This is a genomic window from Ornithinibacillus liuyingii (genome assembly GCF_055550225.1).
The window spans coordinates 49,658-69,723 of the sequence record NZ_JBPWOS010000011.1 but is presented as its reverse complement, the minus strand read 5'-3'; the positions used below and the strand labels follow the sequence as shown (position 1 = coordinate 69,723).

Sequence of the window (20,066 nt, the reverse complement as noted above, 5' to 3'; positions counted from 1 at the left end):
CTATTTCTAACATAGGATAAACCGAACATGAAAGTTAGTGCATCAAACCCACCCCGGAAATATACTTGCGGTTCGTGGGCGGCTGGTGAGCCTCCTCAGAGCTAAAGCTCTTCCAGGGTCTCAGGCAGTGCCCTTTCCTCCCACAGGAGTCTCCGTATATTTCCGGGTAATGATAGTGATTGTTCGTTTTTTATTACCTTTGTTTTCGTTTTGTCCCAGCCTTGTCATCCTACAGCTTGTTTCATCAGCAATTCCTTTTCATCCGAAGAATGAATTGGATATTACCATCACAGGCTTTTTAATTTGATGGAGGTTAGCTAAGTTGATGCTGTTCCAATTGCTGTTGTAACTGTTGTAATTGTTGTTTTTCTTCTGGTGTCGCATCATTCATAGCAGCTTGGATCGCATTATGAGCAGCTTGTTTATCTTGTGCTGAAGCGTTGCCACCAGTAATATTGCTTGTAAATTGGGTAACGGCATCTTTGGCTTGTTGGAATAGATTTTTTTTGCATTTAGAATCCTCCTACTGTATGATTATCTGCTTCATCCCGTTTTCGTTCTGCATCGGTGAAGTTAGAACGATATGGGAACTTCTCTGCATGTCTTTTTACAGCATCTGCGCTTTGTTGGCTGAATCTTTTTGATTTACTCCCTTTGCCCAAGTAAGATTCCTCCTTAGAAAAACTAGCATTCGTTCGAATGTGTTCGTTTTTCTTATGTTGGCAGGTGAGATATTTATACTTTCCTATCTGCCAACAAAAAAGTGAACGTTTTTACGTTCACTAGTTAGTATGGAATGATGAAGTTTTTTTATAGTAGGTAAAATACGGTACACCTGTTTTTACTTTACATTCGAATTAAGGCTTAAGTATTCTTCTAAGAACAAGCCAATACCACTTTCTTCATTGGTAACCGTTACATGGTTGGCAATGGATTTTAACGGTTCAATCGCATTACCCATCGCTACACCGACACCTGCATAATCAATCATTTCTAAATCATTATCCTCATCGCCAAATGCAATAATGCGACTCTGTGGAATTTGATAATAATGCGCAATTTTTTGTAAACCTACTGCTTTATTAATTCCTTTTTTGACGATTTCAATCACGTTCCATGGAGCTCCCCATTTTCGATGTTCGATTACTTCTGCATGATATTCATCTAAATGGTCACGTAATGATGTGATATGATCCTCTTTAGGATGGATTAACAGGGAAGTAGGATCTTCATTTAACTTACTCTTTAAATTTCCAATAATAAAAGGGGTGTCATCTCCCGTTTCATAAAAGATATCGATCAAATCTTGACTATATTTATCAAGATAAACTTGATTTTTTACTTCTGCCAAAACATTATAGACATCTAAGTCATAACAAGCTTGGACAATACTTAGAGCAGTTCTTTTAGGCATTGGATTGTGAAGAACATCCCACTTTTTATCTTCTGGATGATGTATTAATGCACCATTAAAATTGACCATTGGGGTTTTTAATCCTAGTTCATGATAATATTGAATGCTTGCACGATGTGGTCTACCAGTAGCAATCACGACAATATGTCCATCTGCCATGGCTTTAGAAATGACTTTCTTATTTTTTTCACTAATGACCTTATTGTCAGAAAGTAATGTACCGTCTAAATCTAACGCGATTAAATGTTGTTGTTTTGTCATATACTCACCTCATATGAATTAAGTTTATTCGTGTTTACCACAGATGTAAAGGAATATAAAGTAATCTTTACGTTAAATTAGTTTAATTATTTGTAAAAAAATACTATCATATTATTAACAGGACAAATAAGGGGATTATGCAGATGATTGGAATAACTAAAAAAAGTGTTGGAGGAGTGCCAAGTTTAGTTGTAGTTGATACAGAGAAAGCTAAAGCTTCTCTACCAACAATCGTGTATTTTCACGGTATAACAAGTGCAAAGGAACACAATTTACCACTGGCGTTTTTATTGGCAGAAAAAGGGATGCGAGTTATATTGCCTGATAGTTTGTATCATGGTGAAAGAGAGACAGATGAAGTATCGGATGTTCGTTACTTTTTATTCCATATTGTGTTACAAAATTTGAAGGATTTACATAGCATTAAGGTGGAATTAGAGGAACAAGGCTTACTTTTAGATGAAAGAATTGGAATTGCTGGAACGAGTATGGGTGGAATCACAACCGCTGCTGCCTTAACCCAGTTTCCTTGGATTAAAGTAGCAGGAGTATTAATGGGATCTCCCAAAATTACGACTTTCGCAAGAGAACTGGTGGCATTCTATTCGAAGGCTGGAGATCTCCCATTAACGGAACAGGAAGTTTCACAGTTATATAATTCGCTTGCAGATTATGATTTATCGCTTCAAGTTGAGAAATTAAATGAAAGGCCTGTACTATTTTGGCATGGAGATCAAGATCCTACCGTTCCATTTGATCATTCCCATAGCTTTTATCAACAGGTTAGGAACGAGTATCACGATCATGATAAAATAAAATTTATTCGTGAAGAAGGCCGAGGTCATAAGGTCAGCAGGTATGCTATTTTAGAAACGGTCAAATGGTTTGATATGCATCTGTAATGCAAATCATTTAAAAAACAAGCAAAATATGTTTAAATGAAGATATGAAAGAATAAGGAGGGAAGACCATGGATGAAGCATTAAAAGAAAATCTCATGGGAGCTCTTGAAAATGTTATTGACCCCGAATTAGGTATTGATATTGTCAACCTTGGGTTAATATATGATGTAGATCTTGATGATGATGGTGTATGTACAGTAACGATGACACTTACAGCAATGGGATGCCCACTTTCTGCCCATATTGAAGCTGACGTACAACGTGCTCTATATGATTTACCAGAAGTAAAAGAAACAAGAGTTAATATTGTTTGGGACCCACCATGGGGCAAGGAAAGAATGTCTCGTTACGCAAAAATTGCTTTAGGAATTCCGGATTAATAATTAGGGTATACCGTAATATGCCAACATAAAACAATCCCCTACCACGATTAGCATGGTAGGGGATTGTTTTATGTTTATCTTTATCTTAAGAAGAATAATGCGAAAGCACCTACAATGAAGCAGTAGAATGCAAAGTATTTTAGATTTCCTTTTGCCATAATATTCATAAACCATTTAAGCGCAAAGTATGTCGCGATAATGGATGCTATAAATGCAATTAAATACGGAATCATTAATGAATTTAATTCTGGATCAGTTACAATATCTTTAGCAGAAAGCAACCCAACCCCTAAACTAACCGGAATATATAATAGGAATGAGAAACGAAGTGCTGTTTCCTGCTTCATTCCGAGTAACATAGCAGCGACAATGGTTGCTCCAGATCGGCTAATTCCTGGGAATAATGCTACAGACTGTGCAAGGCCAGCAATTACCGCATCTTTTACCGTAATTTGTTTATCCCCTTTTTTACCACGTAAATTACGAATGATCCAAAGGGCAATACCGGTAATGATTAATGTAATACCTACTAAATATGGCTTACTTATATTCCCTACCACATCTTTCAATAAAATTCCTAGTATACCTGTAGGGATTGTTGCTACAATTAGCATGAGAATAAACTGGAAATCACTTTTAGCATCAGGATCACGAGAAACGATGTAGCGCAACCCGTTTTTTATTAATCGAACGATGTCTTTGAAATAAACCATAATAACTGCTATTAGTGAACCGAAGTTTACAAATGCTTCAAAGGATATTCCCGGTGTACTTACTCCTAATAGATCACGTGCTAATATAAGATGGCCACTTGATGAAATAGGAATTGGCTCAGTAAATCCTTGTAGTAAGCCTAATAATAAATATCTAAGTAAATCCAATAAATTTTCCATTTTTTATACTCTCCCTAGTTATCAGTTACTTAATTGGCTAATACTGTCACCTCTAATTAGGCATATGAATAGTCTAGTTGATGAGGAGGTCGATCAAAATGTCTCATAAAAAACAGGTTTATGACTTATGTAAGACACATATGCATTCTTATGTATTAGCCCAATTAGATGACGGTACCAGCTTTGATGGTATCATAACTGGTTTAGATGATGATTATGTTTACTTTGCTATACCAATTGATAGTGAAGCAACTCCGCAATTACAGCCATACATGTTAGATCAGCGTCAGTTTGGATATGGTTATCCGGGTTATGGCTTTCCAGGGTATGGTTTCCCAGGCTATGGAGGCTTTTACGGTAGACCACGCAGAAGGTTTAATCGACTAGTGTTACCACTTGCAGCACTTACTGCCTTAACCTTATTACCTTGGTATTAAATTCTTAATTGTAAATACCGGGAAGCAGCAAACCCTTGCCATGTAGTTCAAGGCAAGGGTTTTGCTTTCGAGACGAGTTACTGCTCTTTCTTTTCCTTCAATAAACCGTCTCCTAGAATGAAGATAGCAATGGAAAGAATCGCTGCCATTACTAATGTAGCTACAAGGTCTAATGATCCTCCACCCATACTGGATAGTACGTAGGATAGTACGAACGTTATTAATACAGCCCAAAGAATGGTTGCAATGTAACGCATATGTAACACCTCAATTTCTAATCTACTTTTAATTTAGCGTAATACACAATTTCTTTATTAAGTTTACCAAATGCACACATAAATGAAAAGTATTTCTTCATAGTTTACATAGAGAGGAGGCTGCCCATGTCGATTAGCATTTATAATTGTTTTTCTTGGATTGGGTATCATTATGTCCATTACTTTTTAGAAAAGGGTATAGAAGTAAACGGAATAGACAAAATTGATTCGGAGAAAAAAGAAAATCTCCATATGTTAGTCGGTAGGAATAGTTCGTTTCGCTTGATTCCACCAAATAGTATTCCGAAAGACCTTGTGGCGTTAGTCATTGGAGGTACAGAATTACCAATTTATGCGGATAGAATCATTCAAATTAGAACGAGAGAAATGAAAAAAAAGCTATCCAATGCTATAGTAATTAACGCACCTATCCTTTTTGGAGAATGGATGGAAATGACGGAGGAAGATATCAAGGTAGGAAATCGCAATGTTCGCTTTCATTCAAGAGAATTTCAATCGGACGCTATTTATATTAAAGATTTTGTTAAAGCAACAGCTCCACTTTTCCATTCAAGCAATAAACCTTCGGAACTTAGTGTCTTTTCAAAGAAAGTTTTCCTAAATGAAGCGGTAAAACTTGAAAATTCGATTTATATTCGTGACAATATACCTATAGAAGAAAACGTTAGAAAGGTACTAGCTCATTATCGACGCTATAAAGATTTGTATGAATACGATAGAAAATGAATGGAGTGCAGAATTTGAGAAGAACGTATAGTATAGCAATACTATTAATACTCGGAATAATTTTAGTAAGTGGTTGTAGCAATAAGGTAGAATCAGGGAATCTTTATAAGGCAGCTATGATTATGGAAGGGAAAATGGAAGATAAACCATGGAATCAAAAGGGCTATAAAGGTCTGTTAGAGATTGAGAAAAAACTAGGAGTGGAAATTGAGGTCATAGAAGATGTTAGTACGGAGGCTGAATTATCTAAGGCGGTAAGTGATCTTGTTGACGAAGGGACCAATCTAATTTTTGGGCACAGTAGTAATTATGGGGAAGCATTTTATAATTTATCTCAAACCTATACCGATATCCACTTCGTTTATTTCAATGGGAACTACTACAGAAATAATTTAACTAGTATGAACTTCAACTCGCATGGAATGGGATTTTTCGCTGGAATGATTGCAAGTAGTACAACGAAGACTAACGAAGTAGGCATTATTGCTGCTTATCAATGGCAGCCTGAAATCGAAGGCTTCTATGAAGGAGTAAAATATCAAAATCCACAAGCGAATGTAAGAATGGAATTTATTTATGATTGGAATGATAATGAAGCAGCTTTAGATGCATATGATCGATTGAAAAATCAAGGGGTAGATGTGATTTATCCAGCAGGAGATGCTATCAGTGAGGATATTATTAAACTTGCAGGGGACGATGGTATATATGCTATTGGATTCGTGTCCGATCAAATAAATGTCGAACCGGAAACGGTACTAACTAGTACAGTGCAACATGTTGATCGTTTGTATGTACTAGCAGCAGAGAAATTCAACGAGGGAGACCTTAATGGCGAAATAATGACATTTGATTTTGCGGATGATTATATTACAATGGGTGAGTTCAGTAAATCTGTCCCTAAATATTTTCAACAAAGATTAGTTGATTATATTGAGAAGTATAAAGAAACAGGCTTGCTTCCTAACCAATATTGATTTGCTGGTTTGATTTTCTAGTAAGGATAATTAGACCTTGCAAGTCTGTCTTTTTTGCATTAAAATTAGTACCAAGTCATAATATTTGATAACAACTTATAATGTTAGGGGATGTATTATATGGGTGTAGGAGTTATAGGAGTAGGTCATTACACACCTTCCAAAGTCGTAACGAATAAAGACTTAGAAAAAATAGTAGATACAAGTGATGAGTGGATCCGTACTCGTACTGGTATAGAAGAGAGAAGAATTGCCGAGGATGATATGGATACTTCTGATATGGCTTACCATGCATCACTTAGTGCGATAGAGGATGCTGGTATTAAACCGGAAGATATTGATTTGATTTTAGTAGCTACCGTTACTCCAGATACACCTTTTCCATCTGTATCTTGCATGCTACAGGAAAAGCTTGGTGCATGGAATGCAGCAGCAATGGATGTCAGTGCAGCATGTGCTGGCTTTATGTATGGGATGATAACTGCGAAGCAATTTATCGAAACAAAAGTATACAAACATATATTAGTTGTCGGAGCTGAAAAGCTTTCGAAGATAACAGATTGGTCAGATCGTAATACATGTGTACTATTTGGTGATGGTGCAGGTGCAGCGGTTATGGGAGAGGTTTCAGAAGGAAAAGGAATCCTTTCCTTTGAATTAGGTGCCAACGGTTCTGGTGGCAAACACTTATATCAAAAAGACGACGGATTTATTACAATGAATGGTCGTGAAGTTTTCAAATTTGCTGTTAGACAAATGCCTGAATCATCCTTAAATGTATTGGAGAAAGCTGGATTACAAAAAGAAGATGTAGATTATTTAATTCCTCACCAAGCTAATATTCGTATTATGGAAGCGGCAAGGGAAAGATTAGACATTCCAGAGGAAAGAATGGCTAAGGTTATTACAAAATATGGGAATAATTCTTCTGCTTCTATACCTATGGCTTTATCAGAAAGTGTTAAAGATGGTAAAATTAGCGATAATGATGTCATTGTATTAGTTGGATTTGGTGGAGGTTTAACATGGGGAGCATTGGCATTACGCTGGGGAAGGTAATGGATACCTGCCAGTAATGTCTGCTCTTTAATTTCTAATAATTATAGGAGGAGTACCGAAATGTCTGATAGAAGAGTAGTAGTGACAGGGCTTGGAGCTGTTACCCCAATCGGAAACGATGTGAACACGATGTGGGAAAGTCTCCTAGCTGGTAATTCTGGAATTGATTTCGTAACACAAGTAAATAAAGATGATTTTCCAGCAAAAGTTGCAGCAGAAGTAAAAGAGTTTGATCCAACATTATATGTCGATAAAAAAGATGCTCGTAAAATGGACCCGTTCACCCAGTTTGCTGTTGCTGCATCGATGATGGCGTTAAAGGATGCTAAACTTGAAATAACAGATGAGAATGCTCAACGTGTTGGTGTATGGATTGGGTCTGGTATTGGTGGAATGAAAACATACGAAGAACAATTCACTAAATTTATGGAAAAGGGTCCAAAGCGTGTAAGCCCATTTTTTGTACCGATGATGATTCCGGATATGGCTGCAGGACAGGTTTCCATCCAAACTGGTGCTAAAGGAATTAATTCCTGCTCAGTTACCGCTTGTGCTTCTGGTGCAAACTCTATTGGAGATGCGTATAAAGCTGTACAACGTGGGGATGTCGATTATATTATTGCTGGTGGTACAGAAGCTCCAATTACGAATATGGCATTCGCAGGATTTAGTTCTGCAAAAGCATTATCCTTCAACGATGACCCGAAGACAGCTAGTCGACCATTTGATAAGAATCGTGATGGCTTTGTCATGGGTGAGGGAGCAGGGATTCTGATATTAGAAACATTAGAATCAGCTCTTGAGCGTGGAGCGCATATTTATGCGGAAATAGTAGGCTATGGTGCTACTGGAGATGCATACCATATTACAGCTCCTGCTGAACACGGTGAAGGTGCTGCTCGTGCAATGCAACAAGCTCTACGCGATGCAGGATTACAGCCAGAAGAAGTGGATTATATTAATGCGCATGGTACAAGCACCGATTTAAACGATAAATTTGAAACAGAAGCAATTAAAACTGTTTTTGGCGAACATGCTTATAAACTCGCTGTATCATCAACTAAATCGATGACAGGTCACTTATTAGGAGCTGCTGGTGGAGTAGAGGCAGTGATTTCCATTAAGTCCATTGAGGATGGAGTAGTTCCTGCAACAATTAATTATGAAACACCAGATCCAGATTGTGATCTAGATTATGTGCCAAATGAAGCTAGAAAACAAGATGTTAATGTAGTCTTAAGTAATTCCTTAGGCTTTGGTGGGCATAATGTATCGCTTATATTTAAGAAATATCAATCATAAAATGATGAAGGACTGACTAAATGGGTCAGTCTTTTTTCATACTAGGAGAATGATGGGTTTCATGAGCTTGAATCCCGAAAATATAGATATTTTCTTTACAATGGAAACAGTGTGCGTCATAATCTCTTCATTAAAAATCTCCCCCTCTATCTTTTCTATCATGCCATGTAAACCACTAGCATATAATGAATTATAATCTATAGGACAAGCATAGGTGGTTGTATTATGGGATATATTCTTTTATTTTTAATCGGATTTGGACTTAGTGTCACCGGTGGTGTTACATTGATTGCCTATATGAATTTTTTACCGGCCGGTGTATCCTGGACCGAGTATTTTCTATTTGTAAGTGGTCGTTTGGAATGTTATTTTCTTCCCGTTGGCTTATTCCTTATGACATTCGTTGTATATTCATTTCCTCATCGATCTTAATCCATATTTTGCATACACTCGAATAAATTTTTAAATGATGGTCATAATGTATTTTAAAGTGAGTGTTCAAAAATTATGGTATAGATGGTAATTTTTTGAACAACCTCAGAGTGATTCATTTGGGAAGTGAGGGGTGTTGTATGTTATATTTACACGATGTTTGGGTGAACTGGTTTGAAGGAGAAGAAAACGGCTATAATGTATGTTATTTTCATGAATGGCGTAAGGATGACGGAATTGAGTTACTAGACCAAGTGCCATTACTATACATAACGGACTCACTATATCAATACATTGAAAATGATATGCATGACTTACCTCAAGGCTTACTTGATGCCATTTATAAGCGGGCATATACTCGTAAAGGACAAGAACGATCAGTGGTAGATTATGCTTGTATAGTAACCGATGGTAATGATATAGTTGCGTTCGATACGATAGGGTATCGTATCCCAATTCGAAAGAGTCGGTTAATCCCAAGACAGGAACAATTAGTCTATGAAATGATTGATAAGGCGAAACCACAGGGCTTTGGTTTTGATGATGCTAATTATGTAAAAGAGTATCATATGCTTTCCATGTCTCCGGAACTTGTATTTGGATTAACGAGAAGAGAGCGACAATTGAAGCAATTACTAATGATGGGATTGGATCAGCTTCGTACATCGAATAATATTGAAGAATTACGTTATTGGTTAACGGAGTGGAATCCTAAGAAATATCCAGATATTCGATTTATGGACGAAAATGAGGTTTGGCAGGCATTGTATGATGGTGTCAAATCGGGTTGGAGTCTTGCCCATGAGGAACTATGTGAGAAGTTAATTAAGGGACAACCGTTCCTGGAGAAGATGTGGGAGCTTGAAAACAATGACGTAGAAGGTGCATCCAAACAGAAATCAAAAAATCAGTGAGGCTTCTCACTGATTTTTCTTTTTCACTCGGCCAAGGCCCATTGCTTTTTTAGCTTTTTGTATCGTTTTATTCGCAACTAGGGATGCTTTTTCTGCACCTTCATCTAAAATGTCGTCTAATTCACTGGATTCTAAGATTTCGTGATATCGGTCTTGGATTGGTTTTAGAACGGCAATGACCGCATCGGCTACCCCTTGTTTGAAATCCCCGTAACCTTTACCCGCATATTTTTGTTCTAGCTCAGCAATAGTCTCACCGGAGAATACAGAATGAATATCTAATAGATTAGAAACTCCAGGTTTATTTTCTTTATCGTATTTTACGATTCCTTCTGAGTCTGTTACTGCACTTTTAATTTTCTTTTCAATTTGTTTCGGTTCATCCAGCATAAAGATAGATGCTTTCACATTTTCATCTGATTTACTCATTTTTTTCGTAGGATTTTGTAAAGACATAATGCGAGCACCGACTTTAGGGATGCTGATCTCTGGGATGGTAAAGACATCTAAGAAACGATTGTTAAAGCGCTGTGCTAAGTCACGCGTTAGTTCTAAATGTTGTTTTTGGTCATCACCAACAGGAACTAGGTCTGCTTGATAGAGCAAGATATCCGCAGCCATTAAGGATGGATAGGTGAATAGCGCTGCTGATACAGCTTCTTTCCCCTCTGATTTATCCTTAAATTGGGTCATTCTTTCTAATTCACCCATATAGTTAATGGATTGCATCATCCAGCCTAGCTGTGTATGTGCCGGAACCTCAGATTGAATAAAGAGGGTTGCTTTCTCCGGGTCGATTCCAGCTGCCAAATATAATGCTGCAAGAGAGCGGATGTTTTGGCGGAGTTTCAAGCGATCTTGTGGGACAGTGATAGCATGTTCGTCCACAATACAGAAGTAACATTGATGAGTATGTTGTAGCTCAACGAATTGACTTATAGCACCAACATAATTGCCGATTGTTAACGAACCACTCGGTTGGATTCCTGAAAAAATGGTTTTCATATTAAACACTCCTTTATTTTAAACAATAAAAAAAGCCCATTCTATCCCCTTATCGAAGGGACGAATGAACCCCCGTGTGCCACCGTACCACTAAACTTTGGGTATTCCCATTCCTCATTCGTCCCGTTAAATTCCTCTAAAGCCTCAATTATAAACTTTATTATACTTGCCTCATCTTTCCCAATTTTATTAGGGTCTTTATCCCATAAGGTAGATAATAGGCTAAATAGGACTATTTGATTTTGTTCTTTTACTTTCTTTTTACTTACTCTGCCTTTTTCGGTTTTTAGTTCTTCTTTTAATTGATTAAACTTTTCAGTAGGTACGGTGGCGATACTCATTGCCTTTTTAGCAAACTTTAAATTAATAACAATTTCCTTATTTGGCTTATACTCAATTGATTCTATCACATGTTTTAAATAATTTCTTACTTGTTTAGTTGTTTGATTTTTATAAAAGATTTCAGGCTGTAGTAATAATCCTACAACTTCCTGCAATTCTACTTTTTTCATGCTTTGTTCTTCTTGTTCCTCGTTTAATTGGTTTTTCTGCTTTCTTAACTCTCTAATCTGTTTTGTTAATTCTTCGCCTTGTTTTATTAATTCCATTTTAAATTCTGGGTCAGAAGCTTGACCAATACTTGAGATAATACCCTCTCTTGATTCCTCAGCTTTATTTATTTTATTATCCAGCCCATTTATTTTCTCAAGATATACAGTATTATTTTCTAATGCATCCTTTTGATAATTGTACAATGTTTTTAATACATTTAGTAGTACAGTTGCATTACCAAAGATGTCAAGAATTAAATCATCGATTTTTTCACAACGGACCAATTTTTTATTACTACAATTTTTACCTTTACTCTTGATTGCGATATCACATTTGTAATAATAAAACTTAGACCTTGTCCCATCTTTCTTTACTTTCCCTAATGCATAATGTCCATTCATTGCTCTTCCACACTCGTTACATCGAAGCATACCAGAAAGTAAATAAGGACTATTTTCTCTTTGAGGGTCGTAGTGCTCTTGTTTTGGCTTTCTATCTTGGAGTTTTTGTTGAACCTTTTCCCATGTTTCAAACGGAATAATTGGAGTGAAATCAGGTTCTTTTCCTTCTCTGAAGTTTTTACTCCAATACCATTCCTCAATAGGGTTATCTGTTCTTCTTTTCTTGGTAATTCTTTTTCTTCTATTCTTAACCATATAACCAGTATAAGATGGGTTTCTAAGAATTCGCCAGATTTTTTTGCTGTTAAAGAATACTCCATTGTAATCGTCTTTTGTACCATTTTTACGGTATTTCTTTAAATCACTTTCATTTAAAATATCAGCATACTGCTCGTCTGCCAAGCGTACAATTTTGCTTTGACTGTGATCATCTTCTAAATACCATTTAAAAATATTTTTAACCAATTCTATTTCTTTTCTATCACCCAAACAGTATTTTTTCCTTTTCTTTTCACCAATTTCAACCTCTTCTATCGAGAGCCCTATTGGAATTGCCCCTCCAACATAGCAACCCATATCAACAAGTTCATTCATGTTTGCGGATACTTTCTTTCGTACGTCTTCACGCATGTTCTGGTCAAATACAGACTGAATTAAATCCATCATAGTGTTACTGTTCCAGTCTAGAAGGTTTATTTCCTTACCGCTATTCGCTAAGAATATTTTAACACCCTTTTCCTGCAAACTCGTAGTCATATTTATAAAATCCTTAACTACACGGGTGTATCGACTACTATCATAGCAAATTAGATACTTAATATTGAACTTATCAATATCTATTAATAGTTGCTGAAAGGCAGGACGGTCTTCAAAGTTTTCACTAGAAACATCTTCATCGTAATAACCTTCGTTAACAAGTGTTATAGAGTTACTGTCTGCAAAGTTCTTAATAGCATTATATTGTTGTTGCGGACTTATTTTATTTCCTGTTTTATCTACACTTGTCCTTATATAAGCAGCACCTAGTTTCACTAGGATACCTCCTTTCAAGTCAAAAATTCGGGTAAAATGACCCCTGTACTGTGGGTTATGACCTTTAATAGATATTTGTATATGTATTTTCTAAGTAAGATTTAGGACTAAATTATTACATTTAATATTACTTCATTTTTCTATCCATAAATTATAGCATAGACATGGTATCAACAAGGATAAAACAATTATACTACTTTATTCTCGATTAGAGAAAGATTGAATAAGATTATTGGATAATCAAAGAAAGAAAGAGATTCTAAGTTTTTTTCTTGATATTTATAGCGGAGAAATTTGGAAAAGCGCGTTAAAATAGTTTCATGTTGAAACGGGAGTGATTACATGGGAAAGTAGTTTGTTTTCTTTGGCATAAGTTGGCTTTATTAGCATTGATGTATTATTACTCAGTAATTTTTACAACTATATGTTTACCTATAATGTGGTGGTATTATGACACACCACTTATAGATTATTATGTTTTTAATATAGGTATATTGTTTCTAGGGGGCATAGTATTTAATATGGTTTTTACTAAGATATATCCCTTTATGGAAGAGGAGATGAAGGATAGTTGCCCGATAAAGTTTATCCTATTTGTTTTTGGCAGAATATTAATTTTCTATAGTATATTATGTTTTACTATCTTTATAATTACTGATAATTCAGTTCCCTTTGTATACCTTTTAATATTTTTAATGGCTGGAGGATATTTTTGGTTTTGCATTATCAGGGGCTATATTTTGGCAAAAGAAGATTATACAGATACTGAGATTAAGAGTGGTATTCCTTGGAAAGGAAAGGTACTGGTTTTTAGTATTCCCGTTTCTATGTTACTAGGATATTTATTTCTGTACTAATTATTCCGCTTAATCGCATTGAGAAAATGAAAGGGTGAAATGTTCATGCGCAGTAATATCGATTCTAATATAGTGATAGGAGATAAACTTCAACATTTACTTAGGATTAATGGGTTCAATACTGCAACACTAATTAAGGCTATCAATATTGATGAATCGACTCTTCTTGATTATTTAAATAATGTAAAAAGCCCGACATTAGAAGATATCGTACAGCTGGTAAACTTATTTAATACATCATTAGAGTATATGATAGGTACTTCCGATTTTATTTTGGATTCATGGGATTATGATTTTTTAGAAGAATTTCTTCAATTTTCGGCTAAAAAAATTATAGAGCATTTTGAGGATAGGCAGAATATAAAACTTCCTGATGGTGATAATCTTGATGCAGTATTATTTGGTTTATTAACTTATACAACATTAATAAGATCTGGGAGGACTTTTGAAGATCTTGACGAGGAAGAAATAAATAAAAAGAAAGAATCCTTTGCAGAGATAATATCAATTTTTAATTCCTGCATCACTATGAGTAATCAGGATTGTTTTAACATAAAAGAGTTGAGGGCACTGAATAATAATATTGTAGTCTATCTGTTTGGTGATTTCAGTTTTGTTAATGAGAGAATACTAAATGGCTTAGAAGATAACCTATAAAAGTCAGACATTGATAAGTTTCGGTTACTAAAGGAATCTATTAATCAAAATATTATACATAGTCAGAGGGCTCTTGAAGTATTAAACAAACTGTCTAAGAATGAAGATAGTAGGGAAGATGCGAATTATCATTCCCATGAAGGTTTTAATTAATAAGCATTGGGTATACATCACCCAATGCTTAGATAAATAAAAGGTTTAATTTTGTGATACAAATGCCCTTGCAGCTTGGGAAGGGCGGTTTTTAGGTTTGGTCAATTCAGAATTGCGCTCAATCTCTTTCGGGTTTTAAATATCTTTGATTATTTTTTTTAGCGGCTAAGCACACATGCTGCTAAATCGGTTACTAGAATGGTAAGTCAGGGTCATTTAGTAGGCTATTCCTCCACAGTTTTATCTCTTCATAAGTTGTAATCAAATTCAATAAATAGTTATATTCATCATTATCATCCAAGTTTTCACAAATTACATAAGCCAAGTGTTCAATTTGCTTATTATAAACATACTTAATATCTTTATCTAAATCTGAGGCGATAGAAAGAAGATGATCAATTAATGACCCAGCAGAATCAAAGTATTCATAACTCTTATCTTCTTTTTTTACCCTGAAGCATTTTTTAAGGTAGTTCCATTCTATCGGGTACTGTTTGTCTAATAAAATCTTGTAACTATTGGTGTAGATGCATTTTCCTTTTCTAATATCAAAGGGTTCTAGTGTATTGTTTTCGATAAACCCATAAAGATAGTCTTCAACGGCCCCGACATCCATATAACCGTAGAGATCGTGGTAAGAATCAAATAAATCATGGAAATCAATATACTTTTCTTTATCAGCACTTTTCGGGATAGGTATATCTAATTGAAAATGGTCTAGTAAGTCTGCCACTTTTATATAATTACCTATAATGTCTGGTGTCATCTCCCTTTGCAACATAAGTACTTCAGTAGGTGTAGTGGTTTGAGACATACATTCGTTCTTACTATTGCAATAATACGCTTCAAACTTCCTTATCTCCCTGCAGAATAAAATAAAGGCTTCATATTCGTACCTTATCTCATCTGAGAGGTCGAAAAGATAATTTATGATATAACGAATACCATCCGCAATTCCAATTGTTCCATCATCAAGTAAAACTCCCAAAGAACGACTAGAATTTTCCCATTCAATAGCACATTTAAAATCGAGATCATCATAAGTGAATACAAAACTATAAGTGTGAAGGTGCCTCCTGAACAAATCCCGTTGTAGAAAACTTTGAATATCAGTGTTTTTTCTTTCTAATAGGTATTCATGGATATCTAGATTAGATAATGGGTGGTCTAATCCAAAAATCAAATGACAAATACTGTAAAGTGAATTATCAACCGTATCTTTGTTTATAAATTGAATCTCATCCTTTGTAAGTATAAACAAAGGATCTTCAGTATCATTCCGAAATTCATTTTGTTTTCTACTTACCCATGTACCGTCCGACCAAAATTTAACCTCTTCGGTGGTTTTTGATAGTAAGGCCTTTTTTAGTTCCTCTACCTGCTTCAGTGTACAAATCCAATTATTACTGTACCTTTCTTTAAAACTTCTTTTTTCCTTTTTCATATGAATCAACCTCCTTAATATATGTAGTAGGCTGATTATAAATTGTATTATGATTGGTTGTTCTGATTGTTATGTTAATGTCCTACAATCTATTTATAAAACAAATAAAATATTGAATCAAATCTATAGAGCACTTTTTAAAAAAATTTAAAGCAAATGAAATTTTATTAGTAATAATGCCTGTTTGTGATTGACCATATATTCCTTTAAGTTATTTCATAACATTGATTTAAGATGTAGTTTCCCCCTGATTTTTGGTGCGTTCGAACAGGTTTATCTGTTCCTGTATGGAATATTACCATGATGAAAATTTTATACGAAAGAAGGAAAAGAAATGGACAAAAGAAAAGAAGCAACAATAGTACATGCTGATAACGATATGGTTTTGGCTAAGAGTGGGGAATATTATGTCTCAGTTGTAAAAGTAAACAGTTCTGTAAGTGAAGGTAATTATGTAGTAATTGTTAATGAGGAAGATCTACAAGGTGAGCAAAGGGATGTTCTATTAAAAAGATTTATTAATACGGGGCATCTTGCTAGATTTCTATTATCTGTGGTTCCGGAATACTTTGTTGAGAAGAAAATTATTAAAGAAACTTACGATGCCATTCAGGAATTAATTACTGGAAAAGAATGAAAATATCTTCTGAGAAACAAGGAATTCGGCTTGGTAAATATAAGTTAACAGTGTAGACAATATACTCTAGAAAGGGAGATTAATATGGAAAAGTATAAGGATCAAGTACTTCAAGAAGATAATTTGGTTTACTCTTTTTTTGGTGATTACAACATTGTCATTTCAAAGGAAAATGGTTATGGATGGATGGGAAAAAGTTCATCTGAACCACTGTATTATGTAATGATTGAAAAGGACATGGGAGCAGAGCGACAACAAGTTTTGCATCTAAGGGTTTTTACAACTATAGGCTTAACAATGAAATACCTATCCGTAATTTTACCGGATTATGTATTTGATGAAAAACTTGTAGAAAGTATAGTTAGTACAACAAATCGTTTAGCGTTTGAAAAAGTATGCGAGGGATAATACCCTCGTTTTTTTTGACTGGTTAAGCTATTCAAATCAATCTAATTATGATATTCGTAAAAACTAAATAGGTATTTATAAGATTTTTAATTATTGAAAAGGGAAACTTGGTATCATGTTTAATTGTTCATGTAGAAAGGGGGGAATCAACATGAATAATGAATTTATTTGGCAAGAAGATGTTGACTTTTGCGGGATTGTGATACGGTTTGCAATAATAAAATTTGATGGCACTAATAAATATGGTGCTTGTGTTGCACAAATGTTTGATGATGAATTTGTTATGGTGGATGCAGCGATTTGTAACAATTTTAATGGTGCAAGGAGTTTCCTTTTAAGCAATGCTATTAAGGGTAATTTAGAAAAGTTAGAGTTCATAGGCGAAAATTTGGAACTGATGTATTTTGCAAGCAAAAAGTTTAGAAGAATGCAATGAAAAGTTTAGAACTTTGCCAGCCCTTATTTTCTTTATAATTAACTATTTGATAAAGCGTGTTTCACGCGGTAACTATCACCGGTGAAACTTAATATATGAGCGTGATGAATGACTCGATCCACCAAGGCAGCTGTGAGACGTGCGTCTACAAATATTTTATTCCACTGACTAAATTCCAGGTTGGACGTAATGATAAGGCTTTTCTGTTCATACCAGTCGGAAATCAATTGAAATAGTAACTCAGCTCCATCCTTACTAAATGGCACATATCCCATTTCATCAAGAATGATCATATCGACTTTAGTAAATCGATTACGTAGAGCTTGATATCGACCTTCCGCCCACGACTTTTCCAATAACTCTATTAAATCAGCTACTCTGTAGAAACGAACTTCATATCCGTTCCTACAAGCTTTTCGACCTAATGCTGTTGCTAGATGCGACTTTCCTGTTCCTGGTGCTCCTGATAAAATTACATTCTCTTTTCTCTTGATAAAGGAAAGGGATTCAAGACCATCTCTGTCGAGATTTGATGGGAAGTGAATATGGTCGCCCCATTGATAATCCTCTAATTCCTTTTCATTCATAAACTTCGCCTTCTTAATTAAACGTTCTCCTTTTGCGATTTCCCTTAACTCTATTTCCTGTTGTAATAGATCCATCAAATATTGCTCTGGATTCTCGAAAGGAACCTTCTCGTATAGGTCTGCAACGTATGCTAAACGGAGTAATTTACATCTCTCCCTAATTACATCAGACATGTTAAACACCCGCCTTTACAGTAGGTTGGAGGGAATCATAAATACTCCAATCCACATCGTAAGGATGGTTCGTAGAATCATCATCCGAATTTGAGTCAAATTGCTTTTCTTCCGGTAGTAACTCATAGAACTTTTCATCTATTTCTTGCATATCGTGATTTATAACTAAGCTCAGTAACCACTCTACACGCTCTTTTCTTAACTTCATTGATTCGATATTCAAGTAATAAGCAATTCTGCCAGGTAGGTAAGGGAAATAGCGAGAATATACAATGGATCGCGGCTTCTGTTTTCAATTTTTCAAGATGGATTGCCACGGAATTTCCCTAGTTTGATTCATATATAGTCTAGGGCCTTTGGAAAGTATTTCTCCATTATGAGAGACAACCTTGTAGTGGTCCCAATATAAAATTATATGTAGTTTACCGTAATGATAACTTTTGGGAACATGGACTAATACTCCATCAATTCTTACCTCACCATACTTATTAGCGGTTACCATGGACTGTTTAAATACCGGATAATCGGACTCAGGTAAAGCTAACCCATATTTCTTTTCTTCTTCAAACAACTCTGCAATAACGATATCCTTCTTATAATGAAGACGTTGATGATCTTTTTTACATTGTTCAAATAATAAAGCACGTAAGTGTGTGATATCTCTGATGACAGGAGATGGGGTGAAGAAATTATAACGAACATATCCGACTTTGTTTTCCACATGGCCTTTTTCATTTCCTTTTCTTGCATTACAGGCTTGCGCCTCAAACCCATAATGGTTCGCGAAACGTAGAAATTCTTCATTAAAAACAGTTTCCTGACCGCGCCCCCTTGCCTTTACTACTGCTGCAGAAAGGTTATCCAGGCGAAGGTTTCTTGGAACAAACCCTGTTTGGTTAAAGAGCATTTTAAGACCTTCTAAAAAGCACTCCTGATTTTCTGCAGGCAAAGGAACTGCAAATCCTGCGTTACTATACGGAAAACTCATTACTAATGCATGGATATCTTTTGCTTTCCCATCTTCAACTGCTTCGGTATTATAATCATAGATTTAATTTTAAAGTTAGCAATGGAAATAAAATGATTGAATGTATAGTAGAGTGGAATTATCAGGAGGAATGCTATAAATATAGAAAGGGAAAAAATGAATTTTTATATTTTGATTCATATACTTCGCTTATATTATACATATTGCTTGATTTCAAAGATCTAAAAAATTTTACTTGGGATAAATTTATAGAAGATTGTGTACAACTGATTAAAACCATAGAAAAGTCTTCAAAAGTAGATATAAATCTAAACTATTTAATCAATAGAATTAAACAACCTAACGTCCTGGACGACTTGCTTTACAGTGACTTACCAATTATTTAATGTCACGTCTTGAATTAAAAATAAAACTGCCTCTTTTGTTGTTCCTTCTGGCTTTCTTTTTTAGCGCATAATCTTCGACAAGCCAGTCAATGACAATTTCTCCCCATTCTTCTTGATACATCATTCCCTTTTTCTCAACAATCTTTTCTGTAGGTAATTGATCGCCGTCTGCGTATTTTTTAACAGTTACCCAACTAAAACCAGTACGCTTTGAAATTTCATTGATTGATAGGGATTTTATATTCCTTAATTTTTTGATATGATTGATTTCAGGCATTGCTAGCATCCTTTCACTCTCCCACCATTAGTTGATTCGACACCAATAACGGTAGGGTATTTTGAGAGGGCTGGCAAGCCTTTTCTTTTTGTGC

At 35.2% G+C, this 20,066-nt stretch carries 25 protein-coding genes and 1 pseudogene; 14 read left to right on the top strand and 12 right to left on the bottom strand.

What is annotated here, in order from left to right; translation table 11 throughout:
* Window positions 1–313 precede the first annotated feature (313 nt).
* From ACSKT4_RS15215 to ACSKT4_RS15205, 3 genes and pseudogenes are all read right to left on the bottom strand, one after another.
* Window positions 314–493 (bottom strand): annotated as a pseudogene (locus tag ACSKT4_RS15215) (DUF3813 family protein); the annotation flags it as partial.
* A gap of 19 nt (window positions 494–512) precedes the next feature.
* The gene (locus tag ACSKT4_RS15210) at window positions 513–662 is read right to left on the bottom strand and encodes a hypothetical protein (protein WP_186869378.1); all 150 of its coding nucleotides are present in this window, start codon (window positions 660–662) and stop codon (window positions 513–515) included.
* Window positions 663–841: 179 nt separating this feature from the next.
* A complete protein-coding gene (locus ACSKT4_RS15205; protein WP_186869379.1) occupies window positions 842–1,675 on the bottom strand; it encodes a Cof-type HAD-IIB family hydrolase in 834 nt (277 codons plus the stop codon).
* A gap of 143 nt (window positions 1,676–1,818) precedes the next feature.
* Between ACSKT4_RS15205 and ACSKT4_RS15200 the strand changes: the two genes are divergently transcribed.
* Together ACSKT4_RS15200 and ACSKT4_RS15195 are read left to right on the top strand one after the other, a co-directional pair.
* Entirely contained in the window at window positions 1,819–2,577 is a 759-nt protein-coding gene (locus ACSKT4_RS15200) for a prolyl oligopeptidase family serine peptidase (RefSeq protein WP_186869380.1), read from the top strand.
* A gap of 68 nt (window positions 2,578–2,645) precedes the next feature.
* Window positions 2,646–2,957: a metal-sulfur cluster assembly factor gene (locus tag ACSKT4_RS15195; protein WP_186869381.1), complete on the top strand. Its 312-nt coding sequence runs from the start codon at window positions 2,646–2,648 to the stop codon at window positions 2,955–2,957.
* A gap of 83 nt (window positions 2,958–3,040) precedes the next feature.
* Here the strand turns inward: ACSKT4_RS15195 and ACSKT4_RS15190 are convergent, their stop codons facing one another.
* On the bottom strand, window positions 3,041–3,853 hold the full coding sequence (locus ACSKT4_RS15190; protein WP_186869382.1) for an undecaprenyl-diphosphate phosphatase: 813 nt from the start codon (window positions 3,851–3,853) through the stop codon (window positions 3,041–3,043).
* Between the two features lie 98 nt (window positions 3,854–3,951).
* Between ACSKT4_RS15190 and ACSKT4_RS15185 the strand changes: the two genes are divergently transcribed.
* On the top strand, window positions 3,952–4,290 hold the full coding sequence (locus tag ACSKT4_RS15185; protein ID WP_186869383.1) for a hypothetical protein: 339 nt from the start codon (window positions 3,952–3,954) through the stop codon (window positions 4,288–4,290).
* A gap of 77 nt (window positions 4,291–4,367) precedes the next feature.
* Here ACSKT4_RS15185 and ACSKT4_RS15180 read toward each other — a convergent pair whose 3' ends face one another.
* Window positions 4,368–4,547 (bottom strand): YjzD family protein, encoded by a 180-nt coding sequence (locus ACSKT4_RS15180; RefSeq protein ID WP_186869384.1) that lies wholly within the window; start codon window positions 4,545–4,547, stop codon window positions 4,368–4,370.
* Window positions 4,548–4,673: 126 nt separating this feature from the next.
* Here ACSKT4_RS15180 and ACSKT4_RS15175 point away from each other — a divergent pair, with 126 nt between their 5' ends.
* The 6 genes from ACSKT4_RS15175 (at window position 4,674) to ACSKT4_RS15150 (ending at window position 9,978) form a co-directional block, all read left to right on the top strand.
* Window positions 4,674–5,294: a hypothetical protein gene (locus tag ACSKT4_RS15175; protein ID WP_186869385.1), complete on the top strand. Its 621-nt coding sequence runs from the start codon at window positions 4,674–4,676 to the stop codon at window positions 5,292–5,294.
* A gap of 14 nt (window positions 5,295–5,308) precedes the next feature.
* Window positions 5,309–6,271 (top strand): BMP family ABC transporter substrate-binding protein, encoded by a 963-nt coding sequence (locus ACSKT4_RS15170; protein ID WP_186869386.1) that lies wholly within the window; start codon window positions 5,309–5,311, stop codon window positions 6,269–6,271.
* Window positions 6,272–6,391: 120 nt separating this feature from the next.
* On the top strand, window positions 6,392–7,330 hold the full coding sequence (locus ACSKT4_RS15165; protein WP_186869387.1) for a beta-ketoacyl-ACP synthase III: 939 nt from the start codon (window positions 6,392–6,394) through the stop codon (window positions 7,328–7,330).
* A gap of 60 nt (window positions 7,331–7,390) precedes the next feature.
* On the top strand, window positions 7,391–8,632 hold the full coding sequence (fabF, locus tag ACSKT4_RS15160; RefSeq protein WP_186869388.1) for a beta-ketoacyl-ACP synthase II: 1,242 nt from the start codon (window positions 7,391–7,393) through the stop codon (window positions 8,630–8,632).
* Between the two features lie 225 nt (window positions 8,633–8,857).
* Window positions 8,858–9,064 carry a YuzI family membrane protein gene (locus ACSKT4_RS15155; RefSeq protein ID WP_186869389.1) on the top strand — a complete coding sequence of 69 codons (207 nt, stop codon included), beginning with the start codon at window positions 8,858–8,860 and terminating at the stop codon, window positions 9,062–9,064.
* 140 nt (window positions 9,065–9,204) lie between these two features.
* Window positions 9,205–9,978 (top strand): YjbA family protein, encoded by a 774-nt coding sequence (locus tag ACSKT4_RS15150; protein WP_186869390.1) that lies wholly within the window; start codon window positions 9,205–9,207, stop codon window positions 9,976–9,978.
* A gap of 6 nt (window positions 9,979–9,984) precedes the next feature.
* Here ACSKT4_RS15150 and trpS read toward each other — a convergent pair whose 3' ends face one another.
* Together trpS and ACSKT4_RS15140 are read right to left on the bottom strand one after the other, a co-directional pair.
* Complete coding sequence (gene trpS / locus ACSKT4_RS15145) at window positions 9,985–10,983, bottom strand: tryptophan--tRNA ligase (protein ID WP_186869391.1); 999 nt, start codon at window positions 10,981–10,983, stop codon at window positions 9,985–9,987.
* A gap of 41 nt (window positions 10,984–11,024) precedes the next feature.
* Window positions 11,025–12,968, bottom strand: coding sequence for a recombinase family protein (locus ACSKT4_RS15140; RefSeq protein ID WP_465823648.1), 1,944 nt, complete (start codon window positions 12,966–12,968; stop codon window positions 11,025–11,027).
* 374 nt (window positions 12,969–13,342) lie between these two features.
* Between ACSKT4_RS15140 and ACSKT4_RS15135 the strand changes: the two genes are divergently transcribed.
* Window positions 13,343–13,825, top strand: coding sequence for a hypothetical protein (locus tag ACSKT4_RS15135; RefSeq protein ID WP_222619002.1), 483 nt, complete (start codon window positions 13,343–13,345; stop codon window positions 13,823–13,825).
* A 72-nt stretch (window positions 13,826–13,897) separates the two neighbouring features.
* Window positions 13,898–14,482 (top strand): helix-turn-helix domain-containing protein, encoded by a 585-nt coding sequence (locus ACSKT4_RS15130; protein WP_465823647.1) that lies wholly within the window; start codon window positions 13,898–13,900, stop codon window positions 14,480–14,482.
* A 346-nt stretch (window positions 14,483–14,828) separates the two neighbouring features.
* On the opposite strand, the gene ACSKT4_RS15125 is transcribed toward ACSKT4_RS15130, so the two are convergent.
* Window positions 14,829–16,079, bottom strand: coding sequence for a hypothetical protein (locus tag ACSKT4_RS15125; protein ID WP_465823646.1), 1,251 nt, complete (start codon window positions 16,077–16,079; stop codon window positions 14,829–14,831).
* A 334-nt stretch (window positions 16,080–16,413) separates the two neighbouring features.
* On the opposite strand from ACSKT4_RS15125, the gene ACSKT4_RS15120 reads away from it, so the two are divergent.
* The 3 genes from ACSKT4_RS15120 to ACSKT4_RS15110 all read left to right on the top strand — a co-directional run bounded on the left by ACSKT4_RS15120 (window position 16,414) and on the right by ACSKT4_RS15110 (window position 17,560).
* Window positions 16,414–16,716 (top strand): hypothetical protein, encoded by a 303-nt coding sequence (locus ACSKT4_RS15120; RefSeq protein WP_186871400.1) that lies wholly within the window; start codon window positions 16,414–16,416, stop codon window positions 16,714–16,716.
* A gap of 84 nt (window positions 16,717–16,800) precedes the next feature.
* Window positions 16,801–17,124, top strand: coding sequence for a hypothetical protein (locus tag ACSKT4_RS15115; protein ID WP_186871399.1), 324 nt, complete (start codon window positions 16,801–16,803; stop codon window positions 17,122–17,124).
* 151 nt (window positions 17,125–17,275) lie between these two features.
* Window positions 17,276–17,560, top strand: coding sequence for a hypothetical protein (locus ACSKT4_RS15110; protein WP_186871398.1), 285 nt, complete (start codon window positions 17,276–17,278; stop codon window positions 17,558–17,560).
* Between the two features lie 38 nt (window positions 17,561–17,598).
* Here the strand turns inward: ACSKT4_RS15110 and istB are convergent, their stop codons facing one another.
* The 4 genes from istB to ACSKT4_RS15090 all read right to left on the bottom strand — a co-directional run bounded on the left by istB (window position 17,599) and on the right by ACSKT4_RS15090 (window position 19,981).
* On the bottom strand, window positions 17,599–18,321 hold the full coding sequence (gene istB / locus ACSKT4_RS15105; protein ID WP_186871397.1) for an IS21-like element helper ATPase IstB: 723 nt from the start codon (window positions 18,319–18,321) through the stop codon (window positions 17,599–17,601).
* Window position 18,322: 1 nt separating this feature from the next.
* Entirely contained in the window at window positions 18,323–18,529 is a 207-nt protein-coding gene (locus tag ACSKT4_RS15100; RefSeq protein ID WP_186871396.1) for a hypothetical protein, read from the bottom strand.
* 84 nt (window positions 18,530–18,613) lie between these two features.
* A complete protein-coding gene (locus tag ACSKT4_RS15095; protein ID WP_186871395.1) occupies window positions 18,614–19,309 on the bottom strand; it encodes a transposase in 696 nt (231 codons plus the stop codon).
* 378 nt (window positions 19,310–19,687) lie between these two features.
* Window positions 19,688–19,981 carry a hypothetical protein gene (locus tag ACSKT4_RS15090; protein ID WP_465823645.1) on the bottom strand — a complete coding sequence of 98 codons (294 nt, stop codon included), beginning with the start codon at window positions 19,979–19,981 and terminating at the stop codon, window positions 19,688–19,690.
* Window positions 19,982–20,066 lie beyond the last annotated feature (85 nt).

Excerpts from the sequence above, each read along its gene's own strand:
- ACSKT4_RS15175 (WP_186869385.1), top strand. The coding sequence starts at position 4,674 with ATGTCGATTAGCATTTATAATTGTTTTTCTTGGATTGGGTATCATTAT.
- ACSKT4_RS15195 (WP_186869381.1), top strand. The coding sequence starts at position 2,646 with ATGGATGAAGCATTAAAAGAAAATCTCATGGGAGCTCTTGAAAATGTT.
- trpS (WP_186869391.1), bottom strand. The coding sequence starts at position 10,983 with ATGAAAACCATTTTTTCAGGAATCCAACCGAGTGGTTCGTTAACAATC.
- ACSKT4_RS15120 (WP_186871400.1), top strand. The coding sequence starts at position 16,414 with ATGGACAAAAGAAAAGAAGCAACAATAGTACATGCTGATAACGATATG.
- fabF (WP_186869388.1), top strand. The coding sequence starts at position 7,391 with ATGTCTGATAGAAGAGTAGTAGTGACAGGGCTTGGAGCTGTTACCCCA.
- ACSKT4_RS15200 (WP_186869380.1), top strand. The coding sequence starts at position 1,819 with ATGATTGGAATAACTAAAAAAAGTGTTGGAGGAGTGCCAAGTTTAGTT.
- ACSKT4_RS15095 (WP_186871395.1), bottom strand. The coding sequence starts at position 19,309 with ATGAGTTTTCCGTATAGTAACGCAGGATTTGCAGTTCCTTTGCCTGCA.
- ACSKT4_RS15155 (WP_186869389.1), top strand. The coding sequence starts at position 8,858 with ATGGGATATATTCTTTTATTTTTAATCGGATTTGGACTTAGTGTCACC.
- ACSKT4_RS15100 (WP_186871396.1), bottom strand. The coding sequence starts at position 18,529 with ATGAAGTTAAGAAAAGAGCGTGTAGAGTGGTTACTGAGCTTAGTTATA.
- ACSKT4_RS15110 (WP_186871398.1), top strand. The coding sequence starts at position 17,276 with ATGAATAATGAATTTATTTGGCAAGAAGATGTTGACTTTTGCGGGATT.
- ACSKT4_RS15165 (WP_186869387.1), top strand. The coding sequence starts at position 6,392 with ATGGGTGTAGGAGTTATAGGAGTAGGTCATTACACACCTTCCAAAGTC.
- ACSKT4_RS15185 (WP_186869383.1), top strand. The coding sequence starts at position 3,952 with ATGTCTCATAAAAAACAGGTTTATGACTTATGTAAGACACATATGCAT.
- ACSKT4_RS15125 (WP_465823646.1), bottom strand. The coding sequence starts at position 16,079 with ATGAAAAAGGAAAAAAGAAGTTTTAAAGAAAGGTACAGTAATAATTGG.
- ACSKT4_RS15115 (WP_186871399.1), top strand. The coding sequence starts at position 16,801 with ATGGAAAAGTATAAGGATCAAGTACTTCAAGAAGATAATTTGGTTTAC.
- ACSKT4_RS15180 (WP_186869384.1), bottom strand. The coding sequence starts at position 4,547 with ATGCGTTACATTGCAACCATTCTTTGGGCTGTATTAATAACGTTCGTA.
- ACSKT4_RS15090 (WP_465823645.1), bottom strand. The coding sequence starts at position 19,981 with ATGCTAGCAATGCCTGAAATCAATCATATCAAAAAATTAAGGAATATA.
- istB (WP_186871397.1), bottom strand. The coding sequence starts at position 18,321 with ATGTCTGATGTAATTAGGGAGAGATGTAAATTACTCCGTTTAGCATAC.
- ACSKT4_RS15190 (WP_186869382.1), bottom strand. The coding sequence starts at position 3,853 with ATGGAAAATTTATTGGATTTACTTAGATATTTATTATTAGGCTTACTA.
- ACSKT4_RS15205 (WP_186869379.1), bottom strand. The coding sequence starts at position 1,675 with ATGACAAAACAACAACATTTAATCGCGTTAGATTTAGACGGTACATTA.
- ACSKT4_RS15150 (WP_186869390.1), top strand. The coding sequence starts at position 9,205 with ATGTTATATTTACACGATGTTTGGGTGAACTGGTTTGAAGGAGAAGAA.